This is a genomic window from Actinobacillus succinogenes 130Z (genome assembly GCF_000017245.1).
GTDB lineage: Bacteria > Pseudomonadota > Gammaproteobacteria > Enterobacterales > Pasteurellaceae > Exercitatus > Exercitatus succinogenes.
The window spans coordinates 1,455,962-1,478,279 of sequence record NC_009655.1; the positions used below are offsets into that span (position 1 = coordinate 1,455,962).

Annotated in this window: 22 protein-coding genes; 16 read left to right on the plus strand and 6 right to left on the minus strand. The window is 44.8% G+C overall.

The genetic code is table 11. From position 1 onward, the window contains the following. The first annotated feature begins 17 nt into the window (after window positions 1-17). The 4 genes from ASUC_RS06845 to ASUC_RS06860 all read left to right on the plus strand — a co-directional run bounded on the left by ASUC_RS06845 (window position 18) and on the right by ASUC_RS06860 (window position 3,372). Window positions 18-773, plus strand: a complete 756-nt coding sequence (locus ASUC_RS06845; RefSeq protein WP_012073046.1) for an alpha/beta hydrolase — start codon at window positions 18-20, stop codon at window positions 771-773. Between the two features lie 233 nt (window positions 774-1,006). Continuing rightward, complete coding sequence (locus tag ASUC_RS06850) at window positions 1,007-1,393, plus strand: DoxX family protein (protein WP_012073047.1); 387 nt, start codon at window positions 1,007-1,009, stop codon at window positions 1,391-1,393. A 226-nt stretch (window positions 1,394-1,619) separates the two neighbouring features. Then, window positions 1,620-2,495 (plus strand): LysR family transcriptional regulator, encoded by an 876-nt coding sequence (locus ASUC_RS06855; protein WP_012073048.1) that lies wholly within the window; start codon window positions 1,620-1,622, stop codon window positions 2,493-2,495. 94 nt (window positions 2,496-2,589) lie between these two features. Then, window positions 2,590-3,372, plus strand: coding sequence for a MerR family transcriptional regulator (locus ASUC_RS06860; RefSeq protein WP_012073049.1), 783 nt, complete (start codon window positions 2,590-2,592; stop codon window positions 3,370-3,372). Here ASUC_RS06860 and ASUC_RS06865 read toward each other — a convergent pair. After that, window positions 3,330-4,679 carry an MATE family efflux transporter gene (locus ASUC_RS06865; RefSeq protein ID WP_143228884.1) on the minus strand — a complete coding sequence of 450 codons (1,350 nt, stop codon included), beginning with the start codon at window positions 4,677-4,679 and terminating at the stop codon, window positions 3,330-3,332. The genes ASUC_RS06860 and ASUC_RS06865 overlap by 43 nt on opposite strands. A gap of 236 nt (window positions 4,680-4,915) precedes the next feature. Here ASUC_RS06865 and ASUC_RS06870 point away from each other — a divergent pair, with 236 nt between their 5' ends. Continuing rightward, on the plus strand, window positions 4,916-5,170 hold the full coding sequence (locus tag ASUC_RS06870) for a helix-turn-helix domain-containing protein (RefSeq protein WP_041834778.1): 255 nt from the start codon (window positions 4,916-4,918) through the stop codon (window positions 5,168-5,170). Beyond that, window positions 5,164-6,456, plus strand: coding sequence for a type II toxin-antitoxin system HipA family toxin (locus ASUC_RS06875; RefSeq protein WP_012073052.1), 1,293 nt, complete (start codon window positions 5,164-5,166; stop codon window positions 6,454-6,456). Before ASUC_RS06870 ends, ASUC_RS06875 begins: the two co-directional genes overlap by 7 nt. A 156-nt stretch (window positions 6,457-6,612) precedes the next feature. Here the strand turns inward: ASUC_RS06875 and ASUC_RS06880 are convergent, their stop codons facing one another. After that, on the minus strand, window positions 6,613-7,479 hold the full coding sequence (locus tag ASUC_RS06880; RefSeq protein WP_012073053.1) for a LysR family transcriptional regulator: 867 nt from the start codon (window positions 7,477-7,479) through the stop codon (window positions 6,613-6,615). A gap of 533 nt (window positions 7,480-8,012) precedes the next feature. Between ASUC_RS06880 and ASUC_RS06890 the strand changes: the two genes are divergently transcribed. Further along, window positions 8,013-9,398 carry an MFS transporter gene (locus ASUC_RS06890; protein ID WP_012073054.1) on the plus strand — a complete coding sequence of 462 codons (1,386 nt, stop codon included), beginning with the start codon at window positions 8,013-8,015 and terminating at the stop codon, window positions 9,396-9,398. 159 nt (window positions 9,399-9,557) lie between these two features. Here the strand turns inward: ASUC_RS06890 and ASUC_RS06895 are convergent, their stop codons facing one another. Beyond that, window positions 9,558-10,436: a LysR family transcriptional regulator gene (locus ASUC_RS06895; RefSeq protein WP_012073055.1), complete on the minus strand. Its 879-nt coding sequence runs from the start codon at window positions 10,434-10,436 to the stop codon at window positions 9,558-9,560. Between the two features lie 99 nt (window positions 10,437-10,535). Here ASUC_RS06895 and ASUC_RS06900 point away from each other — a divergent pair, with 99 nt between their 5' ends. The 6 genes from ASUC_RS06900 to ASUC_RS06925 all read left to right on the plus strand — a co-directional run bounded on the left by ASUC_RS06900 (window position 10,536) and on the right by ASUC_RS06925 (window position 15,290). Then, window positions 10,536-11,144, plus strand: coding sequence for a LysE family translocator (locus tag ASUC_RS06900; protein WP_012073056.1), 609 nt, complete (start codon window positions 10,536-10,538; stop codon window positions 11,142-11,144). 159 nt (window positions 11,145-11,303) lie between these two features. Then, window positions 11,304-11,615 (plus strand): ArsR/SmtB family transcription factor, encoded by a 312-nt coding sequence (locus tag ASUC_RS06905; protein WP_012073057.1) that lies wholly within the window; start codon window positions 11,304-11,306, stop codon window positions 11,613-11,615. A gap of 76 nt (window positions 11,616-11,691) precedes the next feature. After that, entirely contained in the window at window positions 11,692-12,372 is a 681-nt protein-coding gene (locus tag ASUC_RS06910; protein ID WP_012073058.1) for a DsbA family oxidoreductase, read from the plus strand. Then, window positions 12,372-13,037 (plus strand): alpha/beta hydrolase, encoded by a 666-nt coding sequence (locus ASUC_RS06915; RefSeq protein ID WP_012073059.1) that lies wholly within the window; start codon window positions 12,372-12,374, stop codon window positions 13,035-13,037. Before ASUC_RS06910 ends, ASUC_RS06915 begins: the two co-directional genes overlap by 1 nt. A 14-nt stretch (window positions 13,038-13,051) precedes the next feature. Next, window positions 13,052-14,044, plus strand: coding sequence for an MBL fold metallo-hydrolase (locus ASUC_RS06920; RefSeq protein ID WP_012073060.1), 993 nt, complete (start codon window positions 13,052-13,054; stop codon window positions 14,042-14,044). A 64-nt stretch (window positions 14,045-14,108) separates the two neighbouring features. Continuing rightward, window positions 14,109-15,290, plus strand: a complete 1,182-nt coding sequence (locus ASUC_RS06925; protein ID WP_012073061.1) for a YbfB/YjiJ family MFS transporter — start codon at window positions 14,109-14,111, stop codon at window positions 15,288-15,290. Window positions 15,291-15,485: 195 nt separating this feature from the next. On the opposite strand, the gene ASUC_RS06930 is transcribed toward ASUC_RS06925, so the two are convergent. Continuing rightward, the gene (locus ASUC_RS06930) at window positions 15,486-16,520 is read right to left on the minus strand and encodes an alpha/beta hydrolase (protein ID WP_012073062.1); all 1,035 of its coding nucleotides are present in this window, start codon (window positions 16,518-16,520) and stop codon (window positions 15,486-15,488) included. Window positions 16,521-16,687: 167 nt separating this feature from the next. Here ASUC_RS06930 and ASUC_RS06935 point away from each other — a divergent pair, with 167 nt between their 5' ends. After that, complete coding sequence (locus ASUC_RS06935) at window positions 16,688-17,584, plus strand: hypothetical protein (RefSeq protein ID WP_012073063.1); 897 nt, start codon at window positions 16,688-16,690, stop codon at window positions 17,582-17,584. A gap of 72 nt (window positions 17,585-17,656) precedes the next feature. On the opposite strand, the gene ASUC_RS06940 is transcribed toward ASUC_RS06935, so the two are convergent. Next, window positions 17,657-18,526 (minus strand): fructosamine kinase family protein, encoded by an 870-nt coding sequence (locus ASUC_RS06940; protein ID WP_012073064.1) that lies wholly within the window; start codon window positions 18,524-18,526, stop codon window positions 17,657-17,659. Window positions 18,527-18,651: 125 nt separating this feature from the next. Between ASUC_RS06940 and grxB the strand changes: the two genes are divergently transcribed. Both grxB and thrS read left to right on the plus strand, forming a co-directional pair. Further along, window positions 18,652-19,302 (plus strand): glutaredoxin 2, encoded by a 651-nt coding sequence (gene grxB / locus ASUC_RS06945; RefSeq protein WP_012073065.1) that lies wholly within the window; start codon window positions 18,652-18,654, stop codon window positions 19,300-19,302. A 156-nt stretch (window positions 19,303-19,458) separates the two neighbouring features. Continuing rightward, entirely contained in the window at window positions 19,459-21,390 is a 1,932-nt protein-coding gene (gene thrS, locus ASUC_RS06950; protein WP_012073066.1) for a threonine--tRNA ligase, read from the plus strand. A gap of 61 nt (window positions 21,391-21,451) precedes the next feature. Here thrS and ASUC_RS06955 read toward each other — a convergent pair whose 3' ends face one another. Further along, window positions 21,452-22,198 carry a YdcF family protein gene (locus tag ASUC_RS06955; protein WP_041834642.1) on the minus strand — a complete coding sequence of 249 codons (747 nt, stop codon included), beginning with the start codon at window positions 22,196-22,198 and terminating at the stop codon, window positions 21,452-21,454. Window positions 22,199-22,318: the final 120 nt, after the last annotated feature.

The following is a 22,318-nucleotide window of genomic DNA, read 5'->3' on the forward strand; positions in this document are numbered from 1 at the left end:
TGTTTGGAAGTGAAGCAATGGAAAAGAATTTCGATATTAACGAACAAGGACACAGTATTCGCTGCAAACTGTTTTACGGCAAAGAGCCGCATAGCGCAGAAAATGTAGTGCTGATACTGCACGGTTTCGGTTCGAGTAAAGAGGTAAAATCCAACAGCAAATTCGGTGAACGTTTAGCCGCTAAATATAAAAACTATGCGGCAATCGCTTTCGATTTGCCTGCTCATGGTGCGGACGCCCGTAAAAAGCTCACTGTGACGGAATGCTTGGAATATATACGACTGGTGGCAGATTACGCCAAAGAAAAACTGCACGCCCGAAACCTGTATGCCTATGCCACCAGTTTCGGCGGTTATCTTGCTCTGAAATATATCGCCGAAAAAGGCAATCCGTTCACCAAAATCGCCTTGCGTGCGCCCGCAGTGCAAATGCGGCAAACTTTGCTCGACAATATGACGGAAGATGAACGCAACAAAGTGGCAAAAGGCAAGGAGGTAATGCTCGGCTTCGAACGCAAAATGAAAATCGGTAAAGACTTTTTAGATGAACTTGAACGGGGTGATATTCAGCAATATGAGTATTTTAATTTTGCCGATAATATTTTGATTATCCACGGCACGGCGGATGAAATGGTAAACATCGCTACTTCGCAAGAGTTTGCCGACAATAACGTGATTGAACTGATAGCGGTTGAGGGGGCGGATCATCCTTTTTCCAATCCTAAACATATGGATTGGACGATTGGCAAAGTGGTGGAGTTTTTAGCTCCTTAGCTGTTCTAAAGAGGAAAGCTTAAAGTTACGAAGATATCACGCCCGGTTTTGTCCGGGTTATTTTTTTATTGATTTTTCTTTCTTTCATTCAATCTCATCTTTGATTTTATGACTCTATTTGATATTACATCTTTCTATTTTTGCAAAGTTATTTTGCAAAATCGCATCTTGTTGCAAATTTGTATTTGAGTAAAATCTGCAACGAATTTAACGTGAATTAATAAGGAAGCTTTATGAACAATTTATTTGAAAAATTCTCAACAGCCTTAAGCCCGATGATTTTATTGATTGCCCGAGTTGTAATCGGTTATTTAATTTTGTTACACGGCTTACAAAAATTGACCGGTGATATGCCGTTATTTTCGCTGATGGGCGTAGGCGGTTTGATTGAAACAGTAGGCGGTGTATTGATTACTATCGGTTTATTTACTCGCGCATCGGCATTTTTGTTGGCGGGACAAATGGTTGTGGCATATTTAATGTTCCACACAAGTACGGCAACCTTCTTTAACCCGCTTGCCAATCAAGGCGAACCGGCGGTACTTTTTGCTATGGCGTTCTTATTTATTTTCGTGACCGGCGCAGGCAAACTATCGCTGGATGCCAAAATTACCAAATAATTGCCGTTGATTTAGATGCGAATGAAGATCGAAACAAATCAATGCTTGGATTGTGCCGTTGATTGCCGACAGTACGAAGTTGCCGGTAATGGCGGCACTACATTATGCAAAGTAATGTTTTGCATAAAAAAACTTCCGATTGTCGAATAAACAGATATATTCTAAGCAAGAATATTGTTAAAATATATAAACTAAATATTAACTATCAGTTTAGATAATCCAAATAATGCCTCATTTCGACGACCTACATTTATTTATCACCATTGTTCAGGCGGGCACTTTTACCAAGGCGGGCGAAAAGCTGGGAGTATCCAAATCCGCTCTGTCGCAAAGCATTGCCAACTTGGAAAACCGCCTGAATATTCGTTTGCTCAACCGTACCACAAGAAGCGTCTCGCCCACACCAGAGGGGTTGACGCTGTATAACGACATCGCCGCGCATTATGCCGCCATCGGCTTGGGGGTGGAAAGGCTCATTGAAAACCAGAACTCCGCCACCGGCACAGTGCGGATCAACGCCAGCGAAATGGCGATAGAAACCGTGATTTTACCTAAATTAGGCAGGCTGCTTGCCGATTTTCCGCTGATTTCGGTGGAACTGCACAGCGACAACAATTTTGTAGATATTGTCTCGGCAGGGTTTGATATGGGCGTACGCTTGGGCGATGAGGTGGCACAGGGCATGGTAGCGGTCAAAATTTCACCGCCATTGACTACGGCAATCGTTGCCACACCGCAATACTTACACGATAAGAATCTGCCAAAAAATATTGCCGATCTGGATAATCACCGGCTTATCAATGTGCGCTTTGCCCCTGGCAGACCGCCGATTACGTGGGATTTTCGAGTAAACGGCGAGCTGGTCGAATACACATCCAAAGCGCAAATCATCGCTAACACCAACCCTTTGCAAGCGGTCAGAAATCATCTGGGTATCGCTTTTGTCGGCTTGAAACAGGTAGAACAAGAATTGCAATCGGGCGAATTGGTGGAACTGCTTGGCGGTTATCGTATGACTTACGAACCGTTTTATGCTTATTATCCCAGCAGAAAACACCATTCACGGGCGTTTGAACTGGTGCTGGAGGCGTTAAGGGAGTAGGCGCAGACTGTCTGAAAATGTTTGGTGGTTTTTATGTCGTTTGCTGCTAAATTAGGCATAATGATAAAGATTAAACCAAGTTCAAGGTCAAACGATGAAAACGGAAAAAACGGCGGATATGCACTGGTTGGAAGGTGGCCTGAGCCTGAAGGCGGTCTCTAAAATTCTGGATATACCGGCTTCCACTCTGCGTTACTGGGATAAAGAAGGGCTGGTAGCGTTCGAGCGGAATTGGCAGAACGATTATCGGCAGGTGTCGGTGAACACGCTGCTGGATTTGCTTGATGTGCTGGATTATCGGGAAATGGACGTGCCGATTGGTAAAATCAAGCAGATACCGCAAATGACGACGGGGGATTTGTCGCAGTTGTTAGATGAAAACCGGGCGGTGTTGCAGGGGAAAATCGCCAAACTGCAACAAACCTTGGCAAAAATTGATTTAAAAGAGCAGGCGTTGCAACGGCTCAAAGCCTTGGAACAGGCGGAGCCGACCCTGATTTATCGGCAAATGCCGCCGGTTTATCGGGTGAATTTGCAGGATACGGACGAGGTGAAAAAATACCTGGTGCCGTTTCAATCGGCGGATTTGCTCCATGCCGATAATCCCGACCACTGGCAGGCGGGCATGTGGACGGAGAACCGCAGCGAGGAAGTGCTCCGTGCCGCCGATAGGCAGCCGATGCCTTATTTGAACGGGTTATTGCGTTTCGGGCGGGACGGCAGGGACAACAGTGCCCGATTCATTAGTCTGGCTTATGAAATGGGCTACCGCCCGCAATATATCGTCGTTCAATATCTCGCCGCCGCTCATCACCCCGAACACGGTTTGTGCGATTACCATGAATGTTGGGTGGAACTGGTGGCGGGAGCTGATTGATAACACCGTACCAGCCATACCGCCGCCAGCAATCCCAATAATTCACTGCCGATGAGCGTAAACCAAATGCCGTCGGTGCCGAGCAGCGGTGGCAGGATTGCCATTCCGACAGCGATAAAAATCACCCCGCGCAGGGCGGCAATAATCATTGAACCAAAAGCATTACCCAGTGCGGTGAAATAGCTGATAATCAGCAGCGTAATACCTTCCGCCAAAAACACCCACGAAAAGATTTTCAAGCTATTAGTGGCCAGTTGAATCACCTTTTGATCACCGCTTTGGAAAAACAGGCTGACAAAGTAACTTCCCCAAAGTTGTAAGGCGGTAAAAATCAGCACCCCCAGCGTGGCATTCACTTTGGCGGTAAACAGAAAAATCCGTTGCAGCCGTTCGGTTTTTCCCGCGCCGAAATGATACGCCATTACCGGAATCAGGCCGTCTGAAATCCCCAAAAAGACCAGCACGCCGATAAACTGAATATAGCTGATTGCCGAATACGCCGACACGCCGTCCGCCCCGAGCATTGCCATTACGGTGCGGTTGATAATCAACACCGCAATCGCCGACGACAACTCCGACACCCCTTCGGACAAGCCGTTGTAGCAGGCTTTAAACAGCAATCGACGGGAAAAATTGCCTTTAAACAGCGAATAAGGTTTCGGCAGATAAAACAGTGCGACCGCAAACGCTAGACTAAACGCAATACTGGTCGCAAAACTCGCCCCGAACACGCCCCAATCCAGCCACAGCACAAAGGTTAAACTAAGAACAATATTCAGCACCACCGCACTGCTCATAATCAGCGTAGAAAGCAACGGTTTGCCGAATGCCTTAATCAGCAAATCCAGATAAAACGCCAGTGTCATCGGCAGCATAAACGGCACCAGGCCGCTGAAATAGGCAAGCGCATGCGGCATCAACACATCGTCCGCCCCCATTGCCCGAACCAATGGTTCACGAAAAATCCATAACAGCGATGAAGCGATAAGGCTCACCACCGCCAAGCCGATAAAGCCGGTTTTCACTGCATTTTGCACCTGTTCGGCATTTTTATTTCCCAGCCCTTGACTCACCAGCGTCTGAATACCGACCCCGACAATCAAGGCCACCACAAATTCCACACTGAACAACGGCAAAATAATGTTCACCCCGCCCAACGCCGTCGCCCCCAGCACATTGCCGATCACCAAGGCGTCAATCAGGTTCTGCACCCCGAAAAACAGCATGGTAACAATGCTCGGTAGAGTGAATTTCAATAACAAAGCGGGAATAGGTTTATCCATTCCCTTGATTTCAGTTTGTTGCATAACCATTCTCTCATTATGAAAAGCGCGGTCGTTTTTCGGCGGATTTTTGCAAAACTCACGAAAAAACGACTGCTTGTAACGGAGGCGGATTATAAAGGTTGAAGTAGGTTTAAGGTCAAGGGGATTTTGCATTTGTAAAAATATCCTCTATAAAGGATATTGTTGATTTTATCCTTTTTAGGGTATAAACTTACTTTTATCCTCTATATGGTATAAGGAAGTTTAAAATGTTCCCAATGGTTGTGACTACACCGCAAATGCTGGCTCACGCAATAAAAGAGTACCGTAACTTACAGAAAAAATCTCAAACGGAAGTGGCGAAGTTTGCTAATACCAAGCAAGCGACAATTTCCGTGTTTGAAAATGACCCTAACGGCACAAAAATCGAAACGTTGTTTAATATTCTCACCGCTTTAGAGTTGGAGTTAGTTGTTCAACCCCGCCCGAAAAGTTCGGAAATCCAGTATGATGATGAAGGTGAAGTATGGTAAATCAGATTTTGACGCTTGCGATGAATGGTATTGAAGTGGGCGAATGGCGGAAATTTGCTGATGGTTCAACAGCGTTTCAATACTATCCTAGTTGGTTGGAAGCCTCTCGCAGTCGTGCCATTTCGCTTTCTTTACCACTATCAAATAAGGTTTATCATGGTGATGTTGTCTATAATTTTTTCGATAATTTATTGCCGGATAACGAACTAATTCGTTCACGCATTCAACAGCGTTTTCAAACCACAACGAAATCTCCCTTTGATTTGCTTTCTGCGATCGGGCAGGATTGTGTCGGGGCAATTCAGCTTTACGCCAAATCTCCTTCATCGATTAAATCTATTTTATCCCAACCACTGACAGAACAAGAGATTGAACATACTCTGCTCAATTATCAAAGTTTACCATTGGGAATGAAAGAGCAGGAAGATTTTCGCATCTCACTTGCCGGCGCACAGGAAAAAACCGCTTTGCTTTATCATCAGGGGCAATGGCATCGTCCGCTTGCCGCTACACCGACAACCCATATTTTTAAGCTACCTATCGGCATAGTCGGGCAGGGGCAGATTGACCTTTCCGACAGTTGTGAAAATGAATGGCTATGCTTGCAAATTCTCGCTAAATTCGGACTGAAAGTACCTAGTACGGAAATTGCTCATTTCGGAAACACGCAAGTGTTGATTGTTGAACGTTTTGATCGCCGTTGGGCTAAAGATAATTCTCATCTTATCCGCCTGCCGCAAGAAGATATGTGCCAAGCCTTCAATATCGCCCCTGCTCGCAAATATGAAGCCGATGGCGGAGTTGGCATTTTGCCGATTATGCGGTTGCTCAAAGGCTCATCGAATGCAATGGAAGATCAAAAAGATTTTTTTAAAGCTCAAATTCTCTTTTGGTTGCTTTGTGCGATTGACGGACACGCCAAAAATTTCAGTATTTTTTTAGCGCCGAATAACCGCTATAAACTTACGCTATTTTATGATGTGATCTCCGCTTATCCGCTGATTAAGCCGAATGGCTTGCAAAGGCAAAAAGTTAAAATGGCCATGGCGTGGCACGGAGAAAAGAATAAACATTATTTATGGGATAAAATCCAGCTACGCCATATTTTCCACACCGCAAAATTAGCCGGATTATCGGCACAAATTGTAGAGGAAATATTGCACGAGATTTGTGTTTCAGTACGTAAACTAAGTGATATTTCGATAGAGCATATTCCTATAAATATTGCCGAACCGATTTTAAATGGGGTTGAGAAGAGAGTGGAGATGGTGAAGGGGACGTTTTGATTGTTTTTGTAAATCTGTTTAGTTGGTTTATCTCCGCTAATCTCCCCTAACCCCTCTTTACAAAAAAGAGCAATGGCGAGTTGCAAGCGGTCATTTTTCAAGAAATTTTTGCAAAGTTTTCTGAAAAAACAACCGCTTGCCATTCAAACACTCAACTCAATTATTAACTTTTCCCATCACAAACTCCACAAATGCTCTTACCACACTCGAAGGATAACGATGTGCCGCATAGAGCATTGTTAAAGCAAATTTCGGGCTATCGAAATCGGGTAAAATTGGCACTAAACCGTATTCTCGGGCTAAATGTTCCACAGAGTAATCCGCCAGCAAGCAAACCGCTTTGCCTTGTTTTGCCATAAATTCTACGGCAAAGCTTTCGTTACTGGCGAATAGATAGGGGAGATTGAGTGTTTTTTTGCCCATATTGATTGATAAGGTTTTTTCACCTTTTCTTGCCCAGCCAGCCAATGGAAAATTGGAAAGATCTTGCACCGTTTGGGGTGTGCCTAGTTGAGCTAATAAATTAGGATGAGCTGCCCATTTTGCCTGTACTTCCAGCACTTTTTGGGCAATAAACTGATCACCGTGCAGATCGCCCATTCGAAATGCCACATCAATGCCGTCGGCGGCCATATCCAAGAGATTATCGGTTAAGGAACAATGAATTTGAATCTGCGGAAATTGGCTTTGGAAATCGGCAATCCACGCCAGCACCGGCGTGCAGTTGGGCGGGGCGGAAATGCGTAAAATGCCTTTCAGTTCCGCCTGTTCTTCATTCAGCACCTGTGCGGCATTGACCAGATTATCGATGGAAAGGTAAACCTGCTCATACAGCCGTTGCCCCGCCATCGTGGGCTTCACGCCCGATTTAAAACGGTCAAACAGTTGAATGTTGAGCGATTTCTCCAGTTCGGCAATCTGACGGCTGATGGTGGCAATCGGCACATTCAGTTTTTTCGAGGCTTTGGACAGACTACCGTCTTGTACGACAGCGACAAAAAGGCGAAGGGCGTTGAGGTTCATTGTATTAAATTCTCATTTTTGAAATGAATATTTGTAATATTAGCTATTCTTATTTCATTTTCAAGGCCTTATTAAGCGTGTTATTCGTTGCTTAAAAAGTTTTCATTATACTTAAAGCTTTTATTGGAATTGTTGTTTTCTGAAAGTATAGGCGGAAGAAACTTCTGCAAGTACAATACTAATATTTAAGTAATATCTCCTGATTTATGAGAAATACGCGATATTTCTATTTTCATAATGGGGTTCCCGTTTACCCGGATCATCCTGAAAGATGTTTAGTATCTGGGAGGAGTTAAGGGGAAGTTTATAAACATGGCGGTTATGAGTATAATATAAAGATTCATCTTTGATAACTGCGATATCGTCGGTTTCACCGTTGCCGAACATCTTCCGTTTGATGAATACGAACCGTATAAAATATTCAAAAACGTGCGGTTGTTGATGGGGAAGAGATAAAAATGCTGTTTGGAAGATTTTTTTACGAATCACCAATTAGGCTAGGCCGTGTAACCTACTATTGATAAGGAGTTTTTTTGCAAACGACAAAATTTTATTCGCTATTTTCAGGTATTTTCTTTCTGTTTTTCGGTTACGGGTTATTTCTTAACTCTGCAGGGGTTAAATTGGCGGAAATGGGGGTAAACGATGTTATCATCGGTTTCCTGAATGCGGCTTTCTTTGTTGGAGCTGCACTCAGCGCCGTATTTGCCCATCGTATTGTATCGAGTGTCGGGCATATCCGTTCTTTCAGTGTTTTCGGTGCGATTTTTGCTATTGCCGCGTTAAGCCACATGATGGTGGATGATTTGTGGGTATGGGGGGTATTGCGTATCGTTCTCGGTTTTTGTCATTATAGTTTACTATTATTAGTGGAAAGCTGGATGAGCGAAAAAACCAACGTAGAGACTCGCGGTCGGGTACTGGCAACCTACAATATTATTTTTTACCTTGCCTTCATTCTCGGGGTTAGTTTGCTTAGTTTGGAATTAACCAGTAATAACATTTTTACGTTGGCGACTATTTTGGTCGTAATGTCGATGATTCCTATTGCGCTCACTAAAATGAAACAGCCCGAGATTCCTGAACGCGAACGTATCAGTATTCCTCATTTTCTTGCGGTATCGCCTTTGGCATTGGCTACCAGTTTTATCAGCGGTATGTTGGTAAATGGTTTTTTTACTATGGTGTCGGTGTTTATGTTGAAATTGGATTTTTCGCTTGGTGAAATTTCCGTTTATTTAATGATTTCCATGGTCGGCGGGTTCGTCAGCCAATTGCCGGTAGCCGGTCTATCGGATCGATTCGGCCGACGTAATACCATTTTATTTTGTTCTTTAATTGCTTCCGTTACCGCAGTCATCGGGATTGTCGCTGTTTTTAGACAGCATTCGCCATACTGGTTGCAATATGTGGTTGCCTTTTTATTCGGGTGCAGTTTGTTCACGTTGTATGCGTTAAGTATTGCCCGTGCCAATGACGAATTACCGAATAATATGAGTACGGTAGAAGTCAGCCGCAGCCTGTTATTCTGTTACGGTATAGGCGCGTTAACCGCTCCGCCGTTGCTCGGGATGGCGATTGGGGTTTCGGAACAATACGGTTTTTATTCTTTCTTCGGATTGTTTTCGTTGATTTTGCTCGGTTTTGCTATAGCCACCAAGCCGATTCCGCGTGCCCACCGCGTAGAAATGCAGTTATCTACGCCTATGGCGACGGCCACTACGGTGGATGAAATAGAAACCAGCGAAGAAACGCTCGTACCGTTTGATGAAGAATTGGTTCAGGAATACCAAGAACATTTGGAAACGCTGGATGCTGAGTCAACAGAGGAAGAAAAAGAACCGGCAGCGGGAGAAGAGAAAGAAAAAGAATCCATGAAAGAAGAAAATGAATCGATAGAGGAAGATGACTTAAAATAACGGTATTTCACTATGTTTGGATTGAATACTGAGAAATTTATGTTAACTTGATTAAGTGCGGTCAAAAAATCCGGTTTTTTGACCGCACCGTTACATTCTTGAACATGACGGGTATTTATTCTCTACAAAAATCGGAAGGTATTGAAACAGCCTCTACGGCTAGGTTTTGTTCGCTGCTTTTTCACAGGTCTTCCGAAACTCCGCTTGCAGCCACTGTTTAAACACCGTTTTGCGCGGATCGTGGGTGAAGGGACTGTCGGAGAGTAAGTAATAAGCGGAACCGTCGTGTACTGGCTGGCTGACCGCTTTGACAAACCGATAATCCAGCTCTTTTTCCACCATAAAAAAGGAGGCGATCGTCATACCTAATCCCGCCATCACGGCTTCGATGCACAAATAAAAATGCTCAAAATATTGGCGCGGATATGCCAAAAATTTATCGTTTTGCCATTGATATTGGTGCAACTGTTCAGGGAAATTCGGACGGGAAGTGCTGAGTAGCAACTTCTGAGTCTGATGATGAGGGTGATCGATGGCGATGATGTATTCATCACCTAATTTTTCAGTGAAAAAGCGGTTATCAAATATAAAATCATTACGGCGAATGGCTAAATCAATGTGTTTATAGGCAAAATCCACCTGCCCGCCGCCTGCCAGCACCACCACATCAAAACCATGCCCCAGAGCGTTGAAAGTTTGCAGGCGAGGAATCAGCCACTTCATGCAAATGGTCGGCTCGCAAGACACCACCAGCGGTTTATTCGCAGATGTGCTACCGGCGATGTCGTGCAAACAATGGTTCAGCTTAGGAAAAATCTCTTCGCAGCAAGCATAAAGTTGCTTGCCCTGTTCAGTGAGCTGCAAGGTTTTGCCCACACGTTCAAACAGCGCCGTTTTCAGCAATTCTTCCAAATTTTTCAGTTGTTTGCTGACCGCACTTTGGCTGACAAACAACTGTTCGGCAGCCTGCGTAACGCTGTTGCATTTCGCCACCCTGTAAAAGAATTTCAACGCATTGAGCGAAATTTTGTTAATCATTCCAAAAACTCATCAATTTTAATGAAAAATAGTGAATTTTATTATAGGTAACTTTATGTCAAAATGCCAAAAAGTAATCCATTTTGTGAGTAATTTAGTATGACCGAATTTTTTGCCGTGGCAATGATCACTATTCTTGCCGTTATCAGCCCCGGAGCAGACTTTGCCATCGTGACCAAAAATAGTTATTTATACGGGCGTGCCGTTGGGTTTTTAACCTCTATCGGCATTGCCTTGGGCGTGTTGGTGCACGTTGCTTACACCCTTATTGGCGTAGCGGTAATTTTAAAATTCTTCCCGAATTTCTTAAACATTATCAAATACTTGGGGGCGTTTTACTTGATTTACATCGGTTATAAAACCGCCACCCAAAAGCCCGTGTTGCAAGACGGCGAATCCGTTCCAATCAGCAGAGGGCAAGCTCTGCGCTTCGGCTTTTTCACTAACGCGCTCAACCCGAAAACTACGCTATTTGTAGTCAGCACCTTCACTCAAATCGTCTCGGCAAGTACTCACGCAGGAGTGTTGCTCGGCTACGGCGCATTTATGTCACTGGCGCATTTTATCTGGTTCGCCCTCGTCGCCTGGCTGTTTTCCGCCCCGCTGTTACGCACCCGAATGCTGAAAAATCAACGCATCATCAACCGCATCATCGGCGTGATTTTGGCATTGCTCGGCGTATTTTTATTGATGAGCAATATTGGATAAAGGGTTCTGAATGTAAAAATATCGTCTGAAATTTAGCATTTTGATCTGCGCCCCAAAATTTTGCACATTTCTCAAAAAATCTCACCGCTTGCTATTTTCTTATTTACAAATCTAAATCTATAGATATAATGCACGCCATCAACACAGCAGGAGAGAAAAATGGAGTTGGTTGAAATTTTTAAAGTACTGTCTAACGAGCATCGTTTGCAGATGTTGCAGTGGATTAAATCGCCTGAGCAGCATTTTCGTGGGGCGGAATTTACTGCCGATGCGATTGCGGCTGATGGCGGTGTGTGCGTGCAGGCGATTACCAACAAATCGGGCTTGGCACAATCGGTGGTGTCGGGCTATTTGAACAGCCTGAAAAAAGCAGGCTTAGTGGAAATGAGTCGTTCGGGTAAGTGGACGTATTACCGTTACAATGCCGAAAAAATCGAGCGGTTTTTGACCGCACTTCACAATGAAATTTAAGCAAAACGCCCATCACGGCGTTTTTTAAAATCAACTCACATCTATGTTTTTAGATTTAAAGAAATGAGGATTCATTATGAAAATAAAAATTTGGTCTGACTACGCTTGTCCGTTTTGCTATGTGGGCAAACGTCATTTGGAAGCGGCTTTACGCCAGTTCGCCCACGCCGAGAACGTGGAAATCGTGTATAAAGCCTTTGAGCTTGACCCGACCGCACCAGCGATCGTTACCGCCACCACGCAGCAGCGTATCGAGCGGAAATACGGTAGAACGCCAGCTGGGGCGATGGAATTTATCCGCAATGTGGAAGCGGCGGGCAAGCGTGCAGGTTTGGAAATACACTACGTGCAAAACACCAACACTTTTGACGCACACCGCCTGACCAAATTGGCGGAAACGCTGGGTAAGGCGGACGAGATAAACGAGCGTTTGATGAAAGCCTATTTCACTGAAAATCTTGCCCTTGCCAATCGTGAAAATTTAGTGAAATGTGCTGAAGATGCGGGTATCAACCGTGAACAAGTAGAAAACCTGCTTAATTCCGACCGGTTCGCCCAATCCGCTCGTAACGATGAACACCAAGCCCGCCAAATCGGCATTCAGGGTGTACCGTTTTTTGTGATTGACGGCAAAATCGGGCTGTCAGGGGCGCAACCTGCGGACTATATGCTGCAAGCCCTAAACCAAGCGTGGAACGAGCAAACCGAGTCTGAAATCACAGCAGGAATAGCGTGCGGCATTGACGGCTGCAACTGATGGAAAACGTTTTCACCCCACGTTGCGAGCCGCTTGTCGTACCGTCTGCAAAAAATCCTGAAAACCCGATCGCTTGCGTAATTTTCCTGCACGGCTTAACCACCAGCGGTTTGCAGTTCCGCTCCGTTGCCGAGCATTTGACGGTGCAACTGCCGAACGTGAAATTCGTGTTGCCGTCTGCTCCAGTACGTTTCGTTACTTGGGCGAAGAGCAATATGTCGGGCTGGTATGATTTATTGGGCGATGATTTTCTCGCCGAAGAAGACGAAAGCGGTATCAAAAGTGCGGTCAATTATGTGCATAAATTGATTGACGAACAAATCGCTCAAGGCATTTCGAGCGAACGGATTTTCTTGAGCGGTTTCTCACAAGGCTGTGCCATTTCGCTGCTGGCGGGTACAACTTACGCCCAACCGCTTGGCGGCATTATCGGGTTGTCGGGTTATCTGCCGTTAGCTTCAAAATGGCAAGACAACAGTTTTCATACGCCGATTTTATGGCTACACGGAAGTTCTGATCCGCTGATTACCCTTGCCCAAATCGGACAGAGCAAAAAACTGTTAGCACAAAATCGGGATTTTACCTTTAAAACCTACCCCATCGAACATTATGTGGCGATGCCTGAAATTGAGAAGATGGGGAGATGGATTCAAACAAAACTTTAACTTGGAGAACAAAAATGACATTAAACAAAACAATGAAAACCCTTATTGCAACGGCAATGATAGCAACATTTTCCCCTGTTTTACACGCAGAAACAACCGAGCAACCCGTCGTAAAACAGGCTGAGCAGCAAGTGGCAGGCTTTTACCGTATGAAATTGGGCGACTTACTCGTTACCGCACTGTATGACGGACCCGTGAACGTGCCGCATAAATGGATTCACGGTATTTCAGGCGAAGAAATGCAAGATGTGTTCGACAAAATGTTTTTACCACGCACTTCAGACGGCATTCAAACGGCGGTAAATGCGTTTTTAATCAAACAGTCGTCTGGTTATACCTTAATTGATGCAGGGGCGGCGAAATGTTACGGCGATACCTTGGGACATATTACTGAGAATTTAAAAGCCTCCGGCGTGCAACCTGAAGACGTGAAAAACATCGTGGTTACGCACTTGCATTCTGACCACGCCTGCGGTGTGGCGACAACCGACGGCAAAATGGCATTCCCAAATGCGACACTTTACGCACCGAAAAAAGATGCTGATTTTTGGTTAAGCGAAGAAATTGCCGCCAAGCAGCCGAAAGAAGTGCAGATTTTCTTTGATTCTGCTCGTCAAGCGGTTACGCCTTACCAAGCCGCTGGGCAGTTTAAAACCTTTAATGAGGGGGAAAACCCGATTGAAGGCATTGAAACGGTGCAAGAATTTGGGCATTCACCGGGTATGACAGGGTATTTAGTAGGCACGGGCGAAAACCGTTTATTAGTGTGGGGCGATATTATCCACAGCCACACCATTCAGCTGAAAAATCCTGATATTTCAATGGAAGTGGACAGTGATGAAAAAGCGGCAATTACCACCCGTAAACGCATTTTAAAATTAGTCAGCGAAGGCAAATTGTGGGTGGGGGCGGCTCACATTCCATTTCCGGGGATCGGACACGTGGTTAAAGAAGAAAAAGGCTATTCTTGGGTGCCGACACAATATTTACCTTTAGAAAATCAATAAGATACAAGCAGTCTGATTTTGTGAAAAATTCGCAAAATCAGACTGCTTGCCATAAGGAGAAAATATGCAAACACAAAAATCTATCCTGTGGTTTATTTTCGCAGGGCTTTCTGCAAGCCTTATTTCCATCGGCTTGGCACGTTTTGCCTACACGCCGTTGTTGCCGTTGCTGATTAGCGAAAACTGGTTTTCAGCATCTGATGCGGCGTATCTCGGGGCGGCGAATTTGGCGGGCTATCTGATTGGGGCGTTATTCGCGCGACCTATGGGCAATGCGTTTTCCAACAAACAGACGCTGCGTGTGATGATGTTGCTGGTTACATTGTCGTTTTTTGCTTGTGCGTTTCCGATTTCGACCGCTTGGTATTTCGTTTGGCGATTGATTTCAGGCATTTCAGGCGGGACGATTATGGTGTTGGTGGCGGCAACCATTACACCGCACGTGCCTGCGGAACGCCGTAATCTTGCCGGCGGTGCGATTTTCTTAGGTATCGGCTTGGGGATTTTCGCTTCTGCTACCATCGTGCCGATGTTGATTGATATGGGGCTGAAAACTACGTGGTTCGGACTGGGTATTTTCTCGGCAATTTTGACCGCACTTAGCTGGTTCAACATTCCCGATCCGATTGTCAGCGTGCAGGAAGTAGCGGATGGTGATGTGAAACCGCATGCTGTTTTACACGCTGAAGAACCGAAAAAAGCCTTTTTAATCTTATATTTGCAATACGGCTTGATGGCGGTATTCATCGTTGCCCCTGCGGTGTTTATTGTGGACTACATCGCCCGTGGCTTGCAACTGGGGGCTGGTACAGGCGCATTGTTCTGGGGATTATACGGCATCGGCTCGATGATCGGTCCGCCACTTTACGGTTATTTCGCCGACAAATTCGGTGCGAAACCCACTTTGCGTGGCGTGTTGGCGGTCGAATTTTTAGCGGTTTTTGTCTTGTGTGCCACTGAAAATATTGTCGCAATGGCAGTGCTGACGGTCATCATCGGTTCATTTCCACCGGGGATTGTGCCGTTAATGCTCGCCCGCATTTTTGAAATGACCACTTGCCCACGACTGCGTAATGTAAACTGGAGCAAAGCCACCGTGTTCTTCGCTACCGCTCAAGCCTTGGCAGGTTACGGTTTATCCGCTGTTTTCTCCGCGACGAATAATGATCATCGTGTATTATTTTTCATCGGCGGTGTGGCGTTGGTGATTTCATTGATAATGGAAAGTTTGCATCGTAAGGCTTAATTTTAGTTTAAGTTATCATTATACCGTTGTTTAACCTAAACCCAACAGGCGAATTAACCGTATTTGGTGCCAACAGCCAGTTAAACGCATTAAAAAAAATTGTCGTTTAGTGGCATTGGTTGAGCCAAGATAGGCTTTAGAAAAAACTAAGTAAAAAAGCGGATAAATTGTCCGCTTTTTTACTTATCCGATGAATCATTCCGTTAACATGCGATGAATTGCGTCAGTTCGCGATGCTTTATATGCCTTGGTTTGCGGGCTTTCCGGGTTGAACAGTTCGAAAGCATGGTATACACCGGAAATAAGTTGAAAATCGGTCTTCACGCCGGCTTGGATAAGTCGATTTGCATAGTCCATATCTTCATTAACGAATAAATCCAAATCGCCCACCATAATATAGGTGCGCGGTAAACCAGAGAGATCTTTTGCCGTTGCAGCGGAATAATAAGGCATTTCGCTTTCAGGAATAGATTGATTACCTTTAAGCATACTCCAGCCGAGACGGTTCAATTCAGGCGTCCAAACGAACTCGCCGGTATTCGGGCTGCGGTAAAGGGATTGTCCAGATCCGGTACGATAATCCAGCATTGGGTAAATCAGCACTTGCCCTTTCAGTTTGAATTCGCCTTTATCGCGCACTTTTAAACCTAAACGAGCCGCTAAGCCGCCGCCGGCACTTTCCCCCATAATAATGGCTTTATCCGCATCAATATTAAATTTGTCGGCGTTTTTTAGCAGGTGAGATAAGCCGTGATAAACATCATTAATGTCGGCCGGAAACGGCGCATTAGGCGCTAAGCGATATTCTACGCTTACGACTGCAACATGGTTTAAATTCGCTAATTCCTGTAATGAAGTATTATTTTGCCGAGCATTACCGATTAAATAACCGCCGCCGTGAATAAAATAAATCACAGGTAATTTAGTATTTTTTGCATTATCCGGGCGGAATAGGTACAGATCCACCGCCGGCTGATTTCCGTCGGCAGGCGCGGTAAATTTGGCAACGGGTTGAATTTTATCTTCATCCGCCGCTTTTAAAAAGGCGGTATTGATTTGCGTCAAACCTTCTTTGGTTTTCATCAGTTCGGGATCAATTTTTACCACGGAAAGCAGATTTAAATCCTGATACTCAGGAGCGAGCAGCGGAGCGGTGCAGGGAGCTTCCGTCGCCATTGCCGTGACAGAAAATGCAAGGGTTAATGAAAGTGCGATATGTTTGAGTTTCATAGGATTTCCTTATGTTTTTATGTCCGATCACTAAAAGCATACGCTCAACCGATGGTGTTTTCAAAAACTTTATAAAGTACGGTCGAAAATTCGGCAGAATTTCAAATCTGAACTCAATTGATAAATGTGAGTCTATATAAAAACAGTCACAAAAAGGGAATAAATGTATGAAAAATTTAGCTAAATGGACAGTAGCAGTGGGGACTATAGTCACGGCAGTGGCCGTGTCGGCGAAGGATTTCGCCATTTATGACATGATGGATTATGTAGGAAAACCGAAGGATTTGACGTCAAATAAAATTTCACGAGCGATGTTGATTTATGAATCCGAGTTGGTAAAACCGGATCCGACCGGCAAGCGTAAACACGGCGTTCTGAATCTGGACAAGGTTATAGAATTGGCACGTCGTTCGAAGCGGGAAGGCTATACCGTGATTTCTACGGATATCGAATCTTGGTTCGGCAATAAAGACGGCCAGCTGTTATCGCCGGAAGAATTGCGTCATGATTTTGAGCTGATGTTTAATATTTTTAAACATGAAAATCCGGATGCGGTAATCAGTAATTACGGATTACCGACGGAAAGTCTGAGCGTTATTCGTCATTATCGCGGCGAGGTTCCGTATCAGGTTTCATACGATAAGTGGAAAGAATTCAATAAACGTCGTAACCAATCCGGCGCTATTTCCGACTATGCCAATCCGGTGCTGTATATCGTCAATCCGGATGTGAAAACTTGGGAAAAAGACGTCAGCCATACGGTACAGGAAATTAAAAACCGTAATCCTAAGAAAAAAATTATCGGTTATATTTGGCCGCAATATTATTCCGCCAAAAACAGCGGATATTTCAAGCAGTTTATTGATCCCAAAGTTTGGCGTCAAATGCTGGAAATCAGCTACAAATATACGGACGGCGTGATGATTTGGTCGGATAAACGGGATGAAAACGATAAAATCGTTCGTTGGGAAGACCCGCGCGTACAGGCGATTATGAAAGAAACGCAGGCATTTATCCGGGCACATGAAAAAGATATTAAAGTAGAAGGAGTGCGGAAAAAATAGCATTGCGGAAAACGGACAAAAACGGCGTTTCATTTGAAATGCCGTTTTTATATTACCGATGAATGGCGTCACTTAAATTTCGTCATCCAGCAATAACTCTATTAAACGTTTTGCCAACGGGACGTAATGCCCGCTGAAACGATGACTGAAGTTGAGCAGATAATAGAGTTGATAGATCGGTTTGCGATCTTTATATCCTTTAGCGATAGGGAAAGTGCGGTCGTAATTTTCATAGAATTCGTCCGGGAAAGGTTCGAATAATTCGGTGAACGCTAGGTCACATTCGCGATCGCCCCAGTAGCAGGCGGGATCGTAAGTATAAACTTTCCCATTGACGGAGCCGACGTTTTCAATCCATAAATTTCCGTGCAGCAGCGACGGCTGAGGACGGTGTTTCTTCAATTTGACGGCGACGGTATCTACGATTACTTTGATGGAACCGAAATCTAATCCTTTCTCTTTGCAGATTTGCAACTGCCAACCGATACGCTGATCAGAGAAAAAAGTCGCCCAGTTGTCCCGCCATTCGTTCGGTTGATACACGGGACCGAGCCAAGTATCGTAGTCCAAGCCGTAACGTTCGGACCCCTGCTGTTTGTGCAGCTCCGCCAATGCTTTAGCGAATTCGGCGAATTGTTCTTTTGTTACCGGCTCGAGTTTTAATGCTTCAAGCAATAAGAAACTGTGACTTTGCGAGCAACCGACGCCGTAAACCTGCGGCACGCGGATCGTGTTAGTTTTGGTCAGCAATTGCAATTGATCTGCTTCCGCACGGAACATGGAACGATAAGATTTTTCGTTTAATTTTAGAAATACCGGTTGGATTCCGTCGTTGATGACCCATGCTTCATGCATTTCGCCCGTATGCACTTTGTCTTTTTCCTTGATGTTGTAATAAGCACCAAGTTGATCGGCTAAGACTTGAGATACAGATTTCCACATAATTGCCTCCTAAACTACAGATCGATTAAGATTATCTTGATAATACAAATATTTTTATCAATAATCTGTGACGAACTTCAAACTTTCAACGATTAAAGAAGCAAAAGGAGCTAAAGGAGTTATATATGAAACTATATGTTTATGATCATTGTCCTTATTGTGTTCGCGTACGTATGATTTTCGGTTTGAAAAATGTTCCCGTCGAACAGATAGTGTTAGCGAATGACGACGAGGAGACCCCAATTAAGCTGGTGGGCAAAAAGGTTGTTCCTATTTTGCTAAAAGACGACGGCGAGGCCATGCCGGAAAGTTTGGATATTGTGAAATATACGGATGAACATTTCGGTTCAAAAATTCTTGATGAAAGCGTACGACCGGAATTGGAGGTCTGGATGAAGCGGGTAGGCGGCTATTATAATCATTTGTTGTTGCCGCGTTTTGTTCAGCTGGGTTTGGCGGAATTCGCCACTCAAAGTGCGATAGATTATTTCACTAAAAAGAAAACGGAATTTATCGGTGATTTCGCTGAAAATCTTGCCGACAGTCAGCAATATATTGAGCGCTTAAACCAGGATTTACCGGAATTAAGCCAATTATTGAAAGCGGAAGATAAAGCCAACGGTGTGCAAGTTTCCTTGGAAGACATTATGCTTTTCCCGATGTTGCGTAACCTGACCTGCGTGAATGGACTGGTATGGTTGCCGAATATTCAACGCTATGTTGAGCAAATGTCCGCATTAAGTCGCGTGCCGCTCTATACGAATCGTGCGATTTAACATTCAATCCCGTTTAAAATTATGCTAAAATCCACCGCACTTTTACTGTACATGGTAGGTACAAAGCAAAAGTGCGGTGCTTTTTTGCACCTTTTTTATTTACTCATTACGCACAAGTCATCTTTCGTATGGATGACCACTGTATAAGGATTTAACATGCCAATTATTACTTTACCCGACGGTTCTCAACGTCAATTCGATAACCCTGTTTCCGTACTGGAAGTCGCCCAATCAATCGGTAGCGGTCTTGCTAAAGCGACTATCGCCGGTCGCGTTAACGGCGAACGCCGTGATGCGTGCGATATGATCAACGATGACAGCACGCTTGAAATCATCACCGCAAAAGACGAAGACGGTTTGGAAATTATTCGTCATTCCTGCGCGCATTTACTCGGCCACGCCATCAAACAATTATTTCCGGATGTGAAAATGGCTATCGGCCCCACCATCGAAAACGGTTTCTATTATGACGTGGATTTAGATCGTTCTTTAACGCAGGAAGACCTCGATACGTTAGAAAAACGTATGTCGGAACTGGCGAAAACGAATTACGACGTGGTAAAACAACGCGTAACTTGGCAAGAAGCCCGCGATACTTTTGAAAAACGCGGCGAACCGTACAAAATGGCGATTTTGGATGAAAATATCGCAAAAGACGACCATCCCGCTTTATATCACCACCAAGAATATATCGATATGTGCCGTGGTCCGCATGTGCCGAATATGCGTTTTTGCCATCACTTTAAACTGATGAAAGTCGCAGGCGCATACTGGCGCGGCGACAGCAAAAATAAAATGTTACAACGTATCTACGGTACGGCATGGGCGGATAAAAAACAATTGAACGGATATTTAACCCGTTTGGAAGAAGCGGCAAAACGCGATCATCGTAAAATCGGTAAAGCGCTCGATTTATATCATATGCAGGAAGAAGCACCGGGAATGGTGTTTTGGCACAACGACGGCTGGACCGTTTTCCGCGAACTGGAAACTTTCGTACGTACCAAATTAAAAGAGTACGATTACCAAGAGGTGAAAGGTCCGTTTATGATGGATCGCGTGCTTTGGGAAAAAACCGGTCACTGGCAAAATTACGGCGATTTAATGTTCACCACGCAATCTGAAAATCGCGAATATGCCATTAAACCGATGAATTGTCCGGGACACGTACAAATCTTTAACCAAGGTTTGAAATCTTACCGTGATCTGCCGATTCGTATGGCGGAATTCGGTTCATGTCACCGTAACGAGCCGTCAGGTTCATTGCACGGTTTAATGCGGGTACGCGGTTTTACTCAGGATGACGCTCATATTTTCTGTACGGAAGATCAAATCGAAAGCGAAGTGACCTCATGTATTCGTATGGTGTACGATATTTACGGCACATTCGGCTTCACCGATATTGCCGTGAAACTTTCTACCCGTCCGGAAAAACGTATCGGTGCTGATGAAATGTGGGATCGTGCGGAACAAGGTTTGGCAAATGCGTTAAAACATAACGCGCTTGAATATGAAATTCAGGAAGGCGAAGGTGCGTTCTACGGTCCGAAAATCGAGTTCGCGTTACGCGACTGTTTAGATCGCGAATGGCAATGCGGAACAATCCAATTAGACTTTGCGTTACCGGGTCGCTTAAACGCATCTTATGTAGCGGAAGACAATGACCGTCGCACGCCGGTAATGATTCACCGTGCGATTTTGGGGTCAATCGAACGTTTCATCGGTATTATCACCGAAGAGTACGCCGGTTTCTTCCCGGCATGGCTGGCACCCGTACAAGCAGTGGTGATGAATATTACCGACAGCCAGGCGGAATACGTTCAAAAGGTAGTGAAACAACTTTCCGATGCCGGTCTACGTGTGAAAGCGGATCTTCGCAACGAAAAAGTCGGTTTCAAAGTGCGTGAACACACCTTACGCCGCGTGCCTTACATGCTGGTTTGCGGCGATAAAGAAATCGCCGAAGGCAAAGTGTCGGTGCGTACCCGTCGAGGTACGGATTTAGGCACTTACGACGTGGAAGATTTCATTGAGATTCTGAAACAACAAGTGCGCGGACGGGAATTGAAATTACTTGGTGAAGGGTAGTTTGCTAATTCAGAGTAAAAGTGCGGTCAATTTTGACCGCACTTTTTTGTTGCGAAAACGATTAAAATCGTTCTTTCCAATAACCGATCCATTCTTTCAACAGCTGCATATTGGCGTTGAGTGCGCCGGCTTGCGGGATGAAGTGCATGGCATTGTGTTCGTAACTGACAGGAACAATACCGGGACCGACGCTTGCCGGTAAAACTTCAAATCCTTGTTTTTCAAACAGCATTTTAGCGCGTTGCATATGCCATTGATTGGTAATGAGCACAATGCGTTTAATATTTTCCCGTTCCAGAATTTCTTTACTGTATAGGGCGTTTTGTTTGGTATTAGTGGAACGTTCTTCCAGCCATTTCGGTTGAATGCCGAAGAAAGTGAAAAATTCCTGTCCCATGACCTTGGCTTCGGAATTACCGTTCGGGCTGGCTCCGCTGATTAAAATCGGTAATTCCGTTTCTTTGTGCAAATAAGCGGCATAACGCATCCGCTCCAATACCAGACCGGGCACCGTGATAGTGTTAAACAGCTCTTTGCTATCTCTTAATCCGCCGCCTAAAATGACGATTGCCTGCGCATTGCGGTAATCCTCCACAGTTAAACGGTCTTCTTGGGTCAGACTGTTGTTTAATCGTTCCGCAGTGTAGGGAATACTTGATACATATAGGACAACCGCTCCGAAAAGTGCGGTCAAAAATGCGAGTTTTTTGAATCGGAACAGCCGAAGCAACAAGGCGAACACCAGTAAAATAAGCACATCAAAAGGGGGGAGGATGATCGCGGTGATGAGTTTCGTCATATCAATCATAATAATGCCTTGGTTGAGTTCTTTGCCGGTATTATTCCGTAAAAACGGGACGAACTCAATCACTAAAATACTGTCCAACAGGCAGTCGAGGTGATAAAATACGCCAATTTTTAAAGGAAG

Excerpts from the sequence above, each read along its gene's own strand:
- ASUC_RS06910 (WP_012073058.1), top strand. The coding sequence starts at position 11,692 with ATGAAAATAAAAATTTGGTCTGACTACGCTTGTCCGTTTTGCTATGTG.
- ASUC_RS06930 (WP_012073062.1), bottom strand. The coding sequence starts at position 16,520 with ATGAAACTCAAACATATCGCACTTTCATTAACCCTTGCATTTTCTGTC.
- ASUC_RS06925 (WP_012073061.1), top strand. The coding sequence starts at position 14,109 with ATGCAAACACAAAAATCTATCCTGTGGTTTATTTTCGCAGGGCTTTCT.
- ASUC_RS06875 (WP_012073052.1), top strand. The coding sequence starts at position 5,164 with ATGGTAAATCAGATTTTGACGCTTGCGATGAATGGTATTGAAGTGGGC.
- grxB (WP_012073065.1), top strand. The coding sequence starts at position 18,652 with ATGAAACTATATGTTTATGATCATTGTCCTTATTGTGTTCGCGTACGT.
- ASUC_RS06855 (WP_012073048.1), top strand. The coding sequence starts at position 1,620 with ATGCCTCATTTCGACGACCTACATTTATTTATCACCATTGTTCAGGCG.
- ASUC_RS06860 (WP_012073049.1), top strand. The coding sequence starts at position 2,590 with ATGAAAACGGAAAAAACGGCGGATATGCACTGGTTGGAAGGTGGCCTG.
- ASUC_RS06870 (WP_041834778.1), top strand. The coding sequence starts at position 4,916 with ATGGTTGTGACTACACCGCAAATGCTGGCTCACGCAATAAAAGAGTAC.
- thrS (WP_012073066.1), top strand. The coding sequence starts at position 19,459 with ATGCCAATTATTACTTTACCCGACGGTTCTCAACGTCAATTCGATAAC.
- ASUC_RS06880 (WP_012073053.1), bottom strand. The coding sequence starts at position 7,479 with ATGAACCTCAACGCCCTTCGCCTTTTTGTCGCTGTCGTACAAGACGGT.
- ASUC_RS06905 (WP_012073057.1), top strand. The coding sequence starts at position 11,304 with ATGGAGTTGGTTGAAATTTTTAAAGTACTGTCTAACGAGCATCGTTTG.
- ASUC_RS06900 (WP_012073056.1), top strand. The coding sequence starts at position 10,536 with ATGACCGAATTTTTTGCCGTGGCAATGATCACTATTCTTGCCGTTATC.
- ASUC_RS06955 (WP_041834642.1), bottom strand. The coding sequence starts at position 22,198 with ATGATTGATATGACGAAACTCATCACCGCGATCATCCTCCCCCCTTTT.
- ASUC_RS06895 (WP_012073055.1), bottom strand. The coding sequence starts at position 10,436 with ATGATTAACAAAATTTCGCTCAATGCGTTGAAATTCTTTTACAGGGTG.
- ASUC_RS06920 (WP_012073060.1), top strand. The coding sequence starts at position 13,052 with ATGACATTAAACAAAACAATGAAAACCCTTATTGCAACGGCAATGATA.
- ASUC_RS06940 (WP_012073064.1), bottom strand. The coding sequence starts at position 18,526 with ATGTGGAAATCTGTATCTCAAGTCTTAGCCGATCAACTTGGTGCTTAT.
- ASUC_RS06845 (WP_012073046.1), top strand. The coding sequence starts at position 18 with ATGGAAAAGAATTTCGATATTAACGAACAAGGACACAGTATTCGCTGC.
- ASUC_RS06865 (WP_143228884.1), bottom strand. The coding sequence starts at position 4,679 with ATGCAACAAACTGAAATCAAGGGAATGGATAAACCTATTCCCGCTTTG.
- ASUC_RS06850 (WP_012073047.1), top strand. The coding sequence starts at position 1,007 with ATGAACAATTTATTTGAAAAATTCTCAACAGCCTTAAGCCCGATGATT.
- ASUC_RS06915 (WP_012073059.1), top strand. The coding sequence starts at position 12,372 with ATGGAAAACGTTTTCACCCCACGTTGCGAGCCGCTTGTCGTACCGTCT.
- ASUC_RS06935 (WP_012073063.1), top strand. The coding sequence starts at position 16,688 with ATGAAAAATTTAGCTAAATGGACAGTAGCAGTGGGGACTATAGTCACG.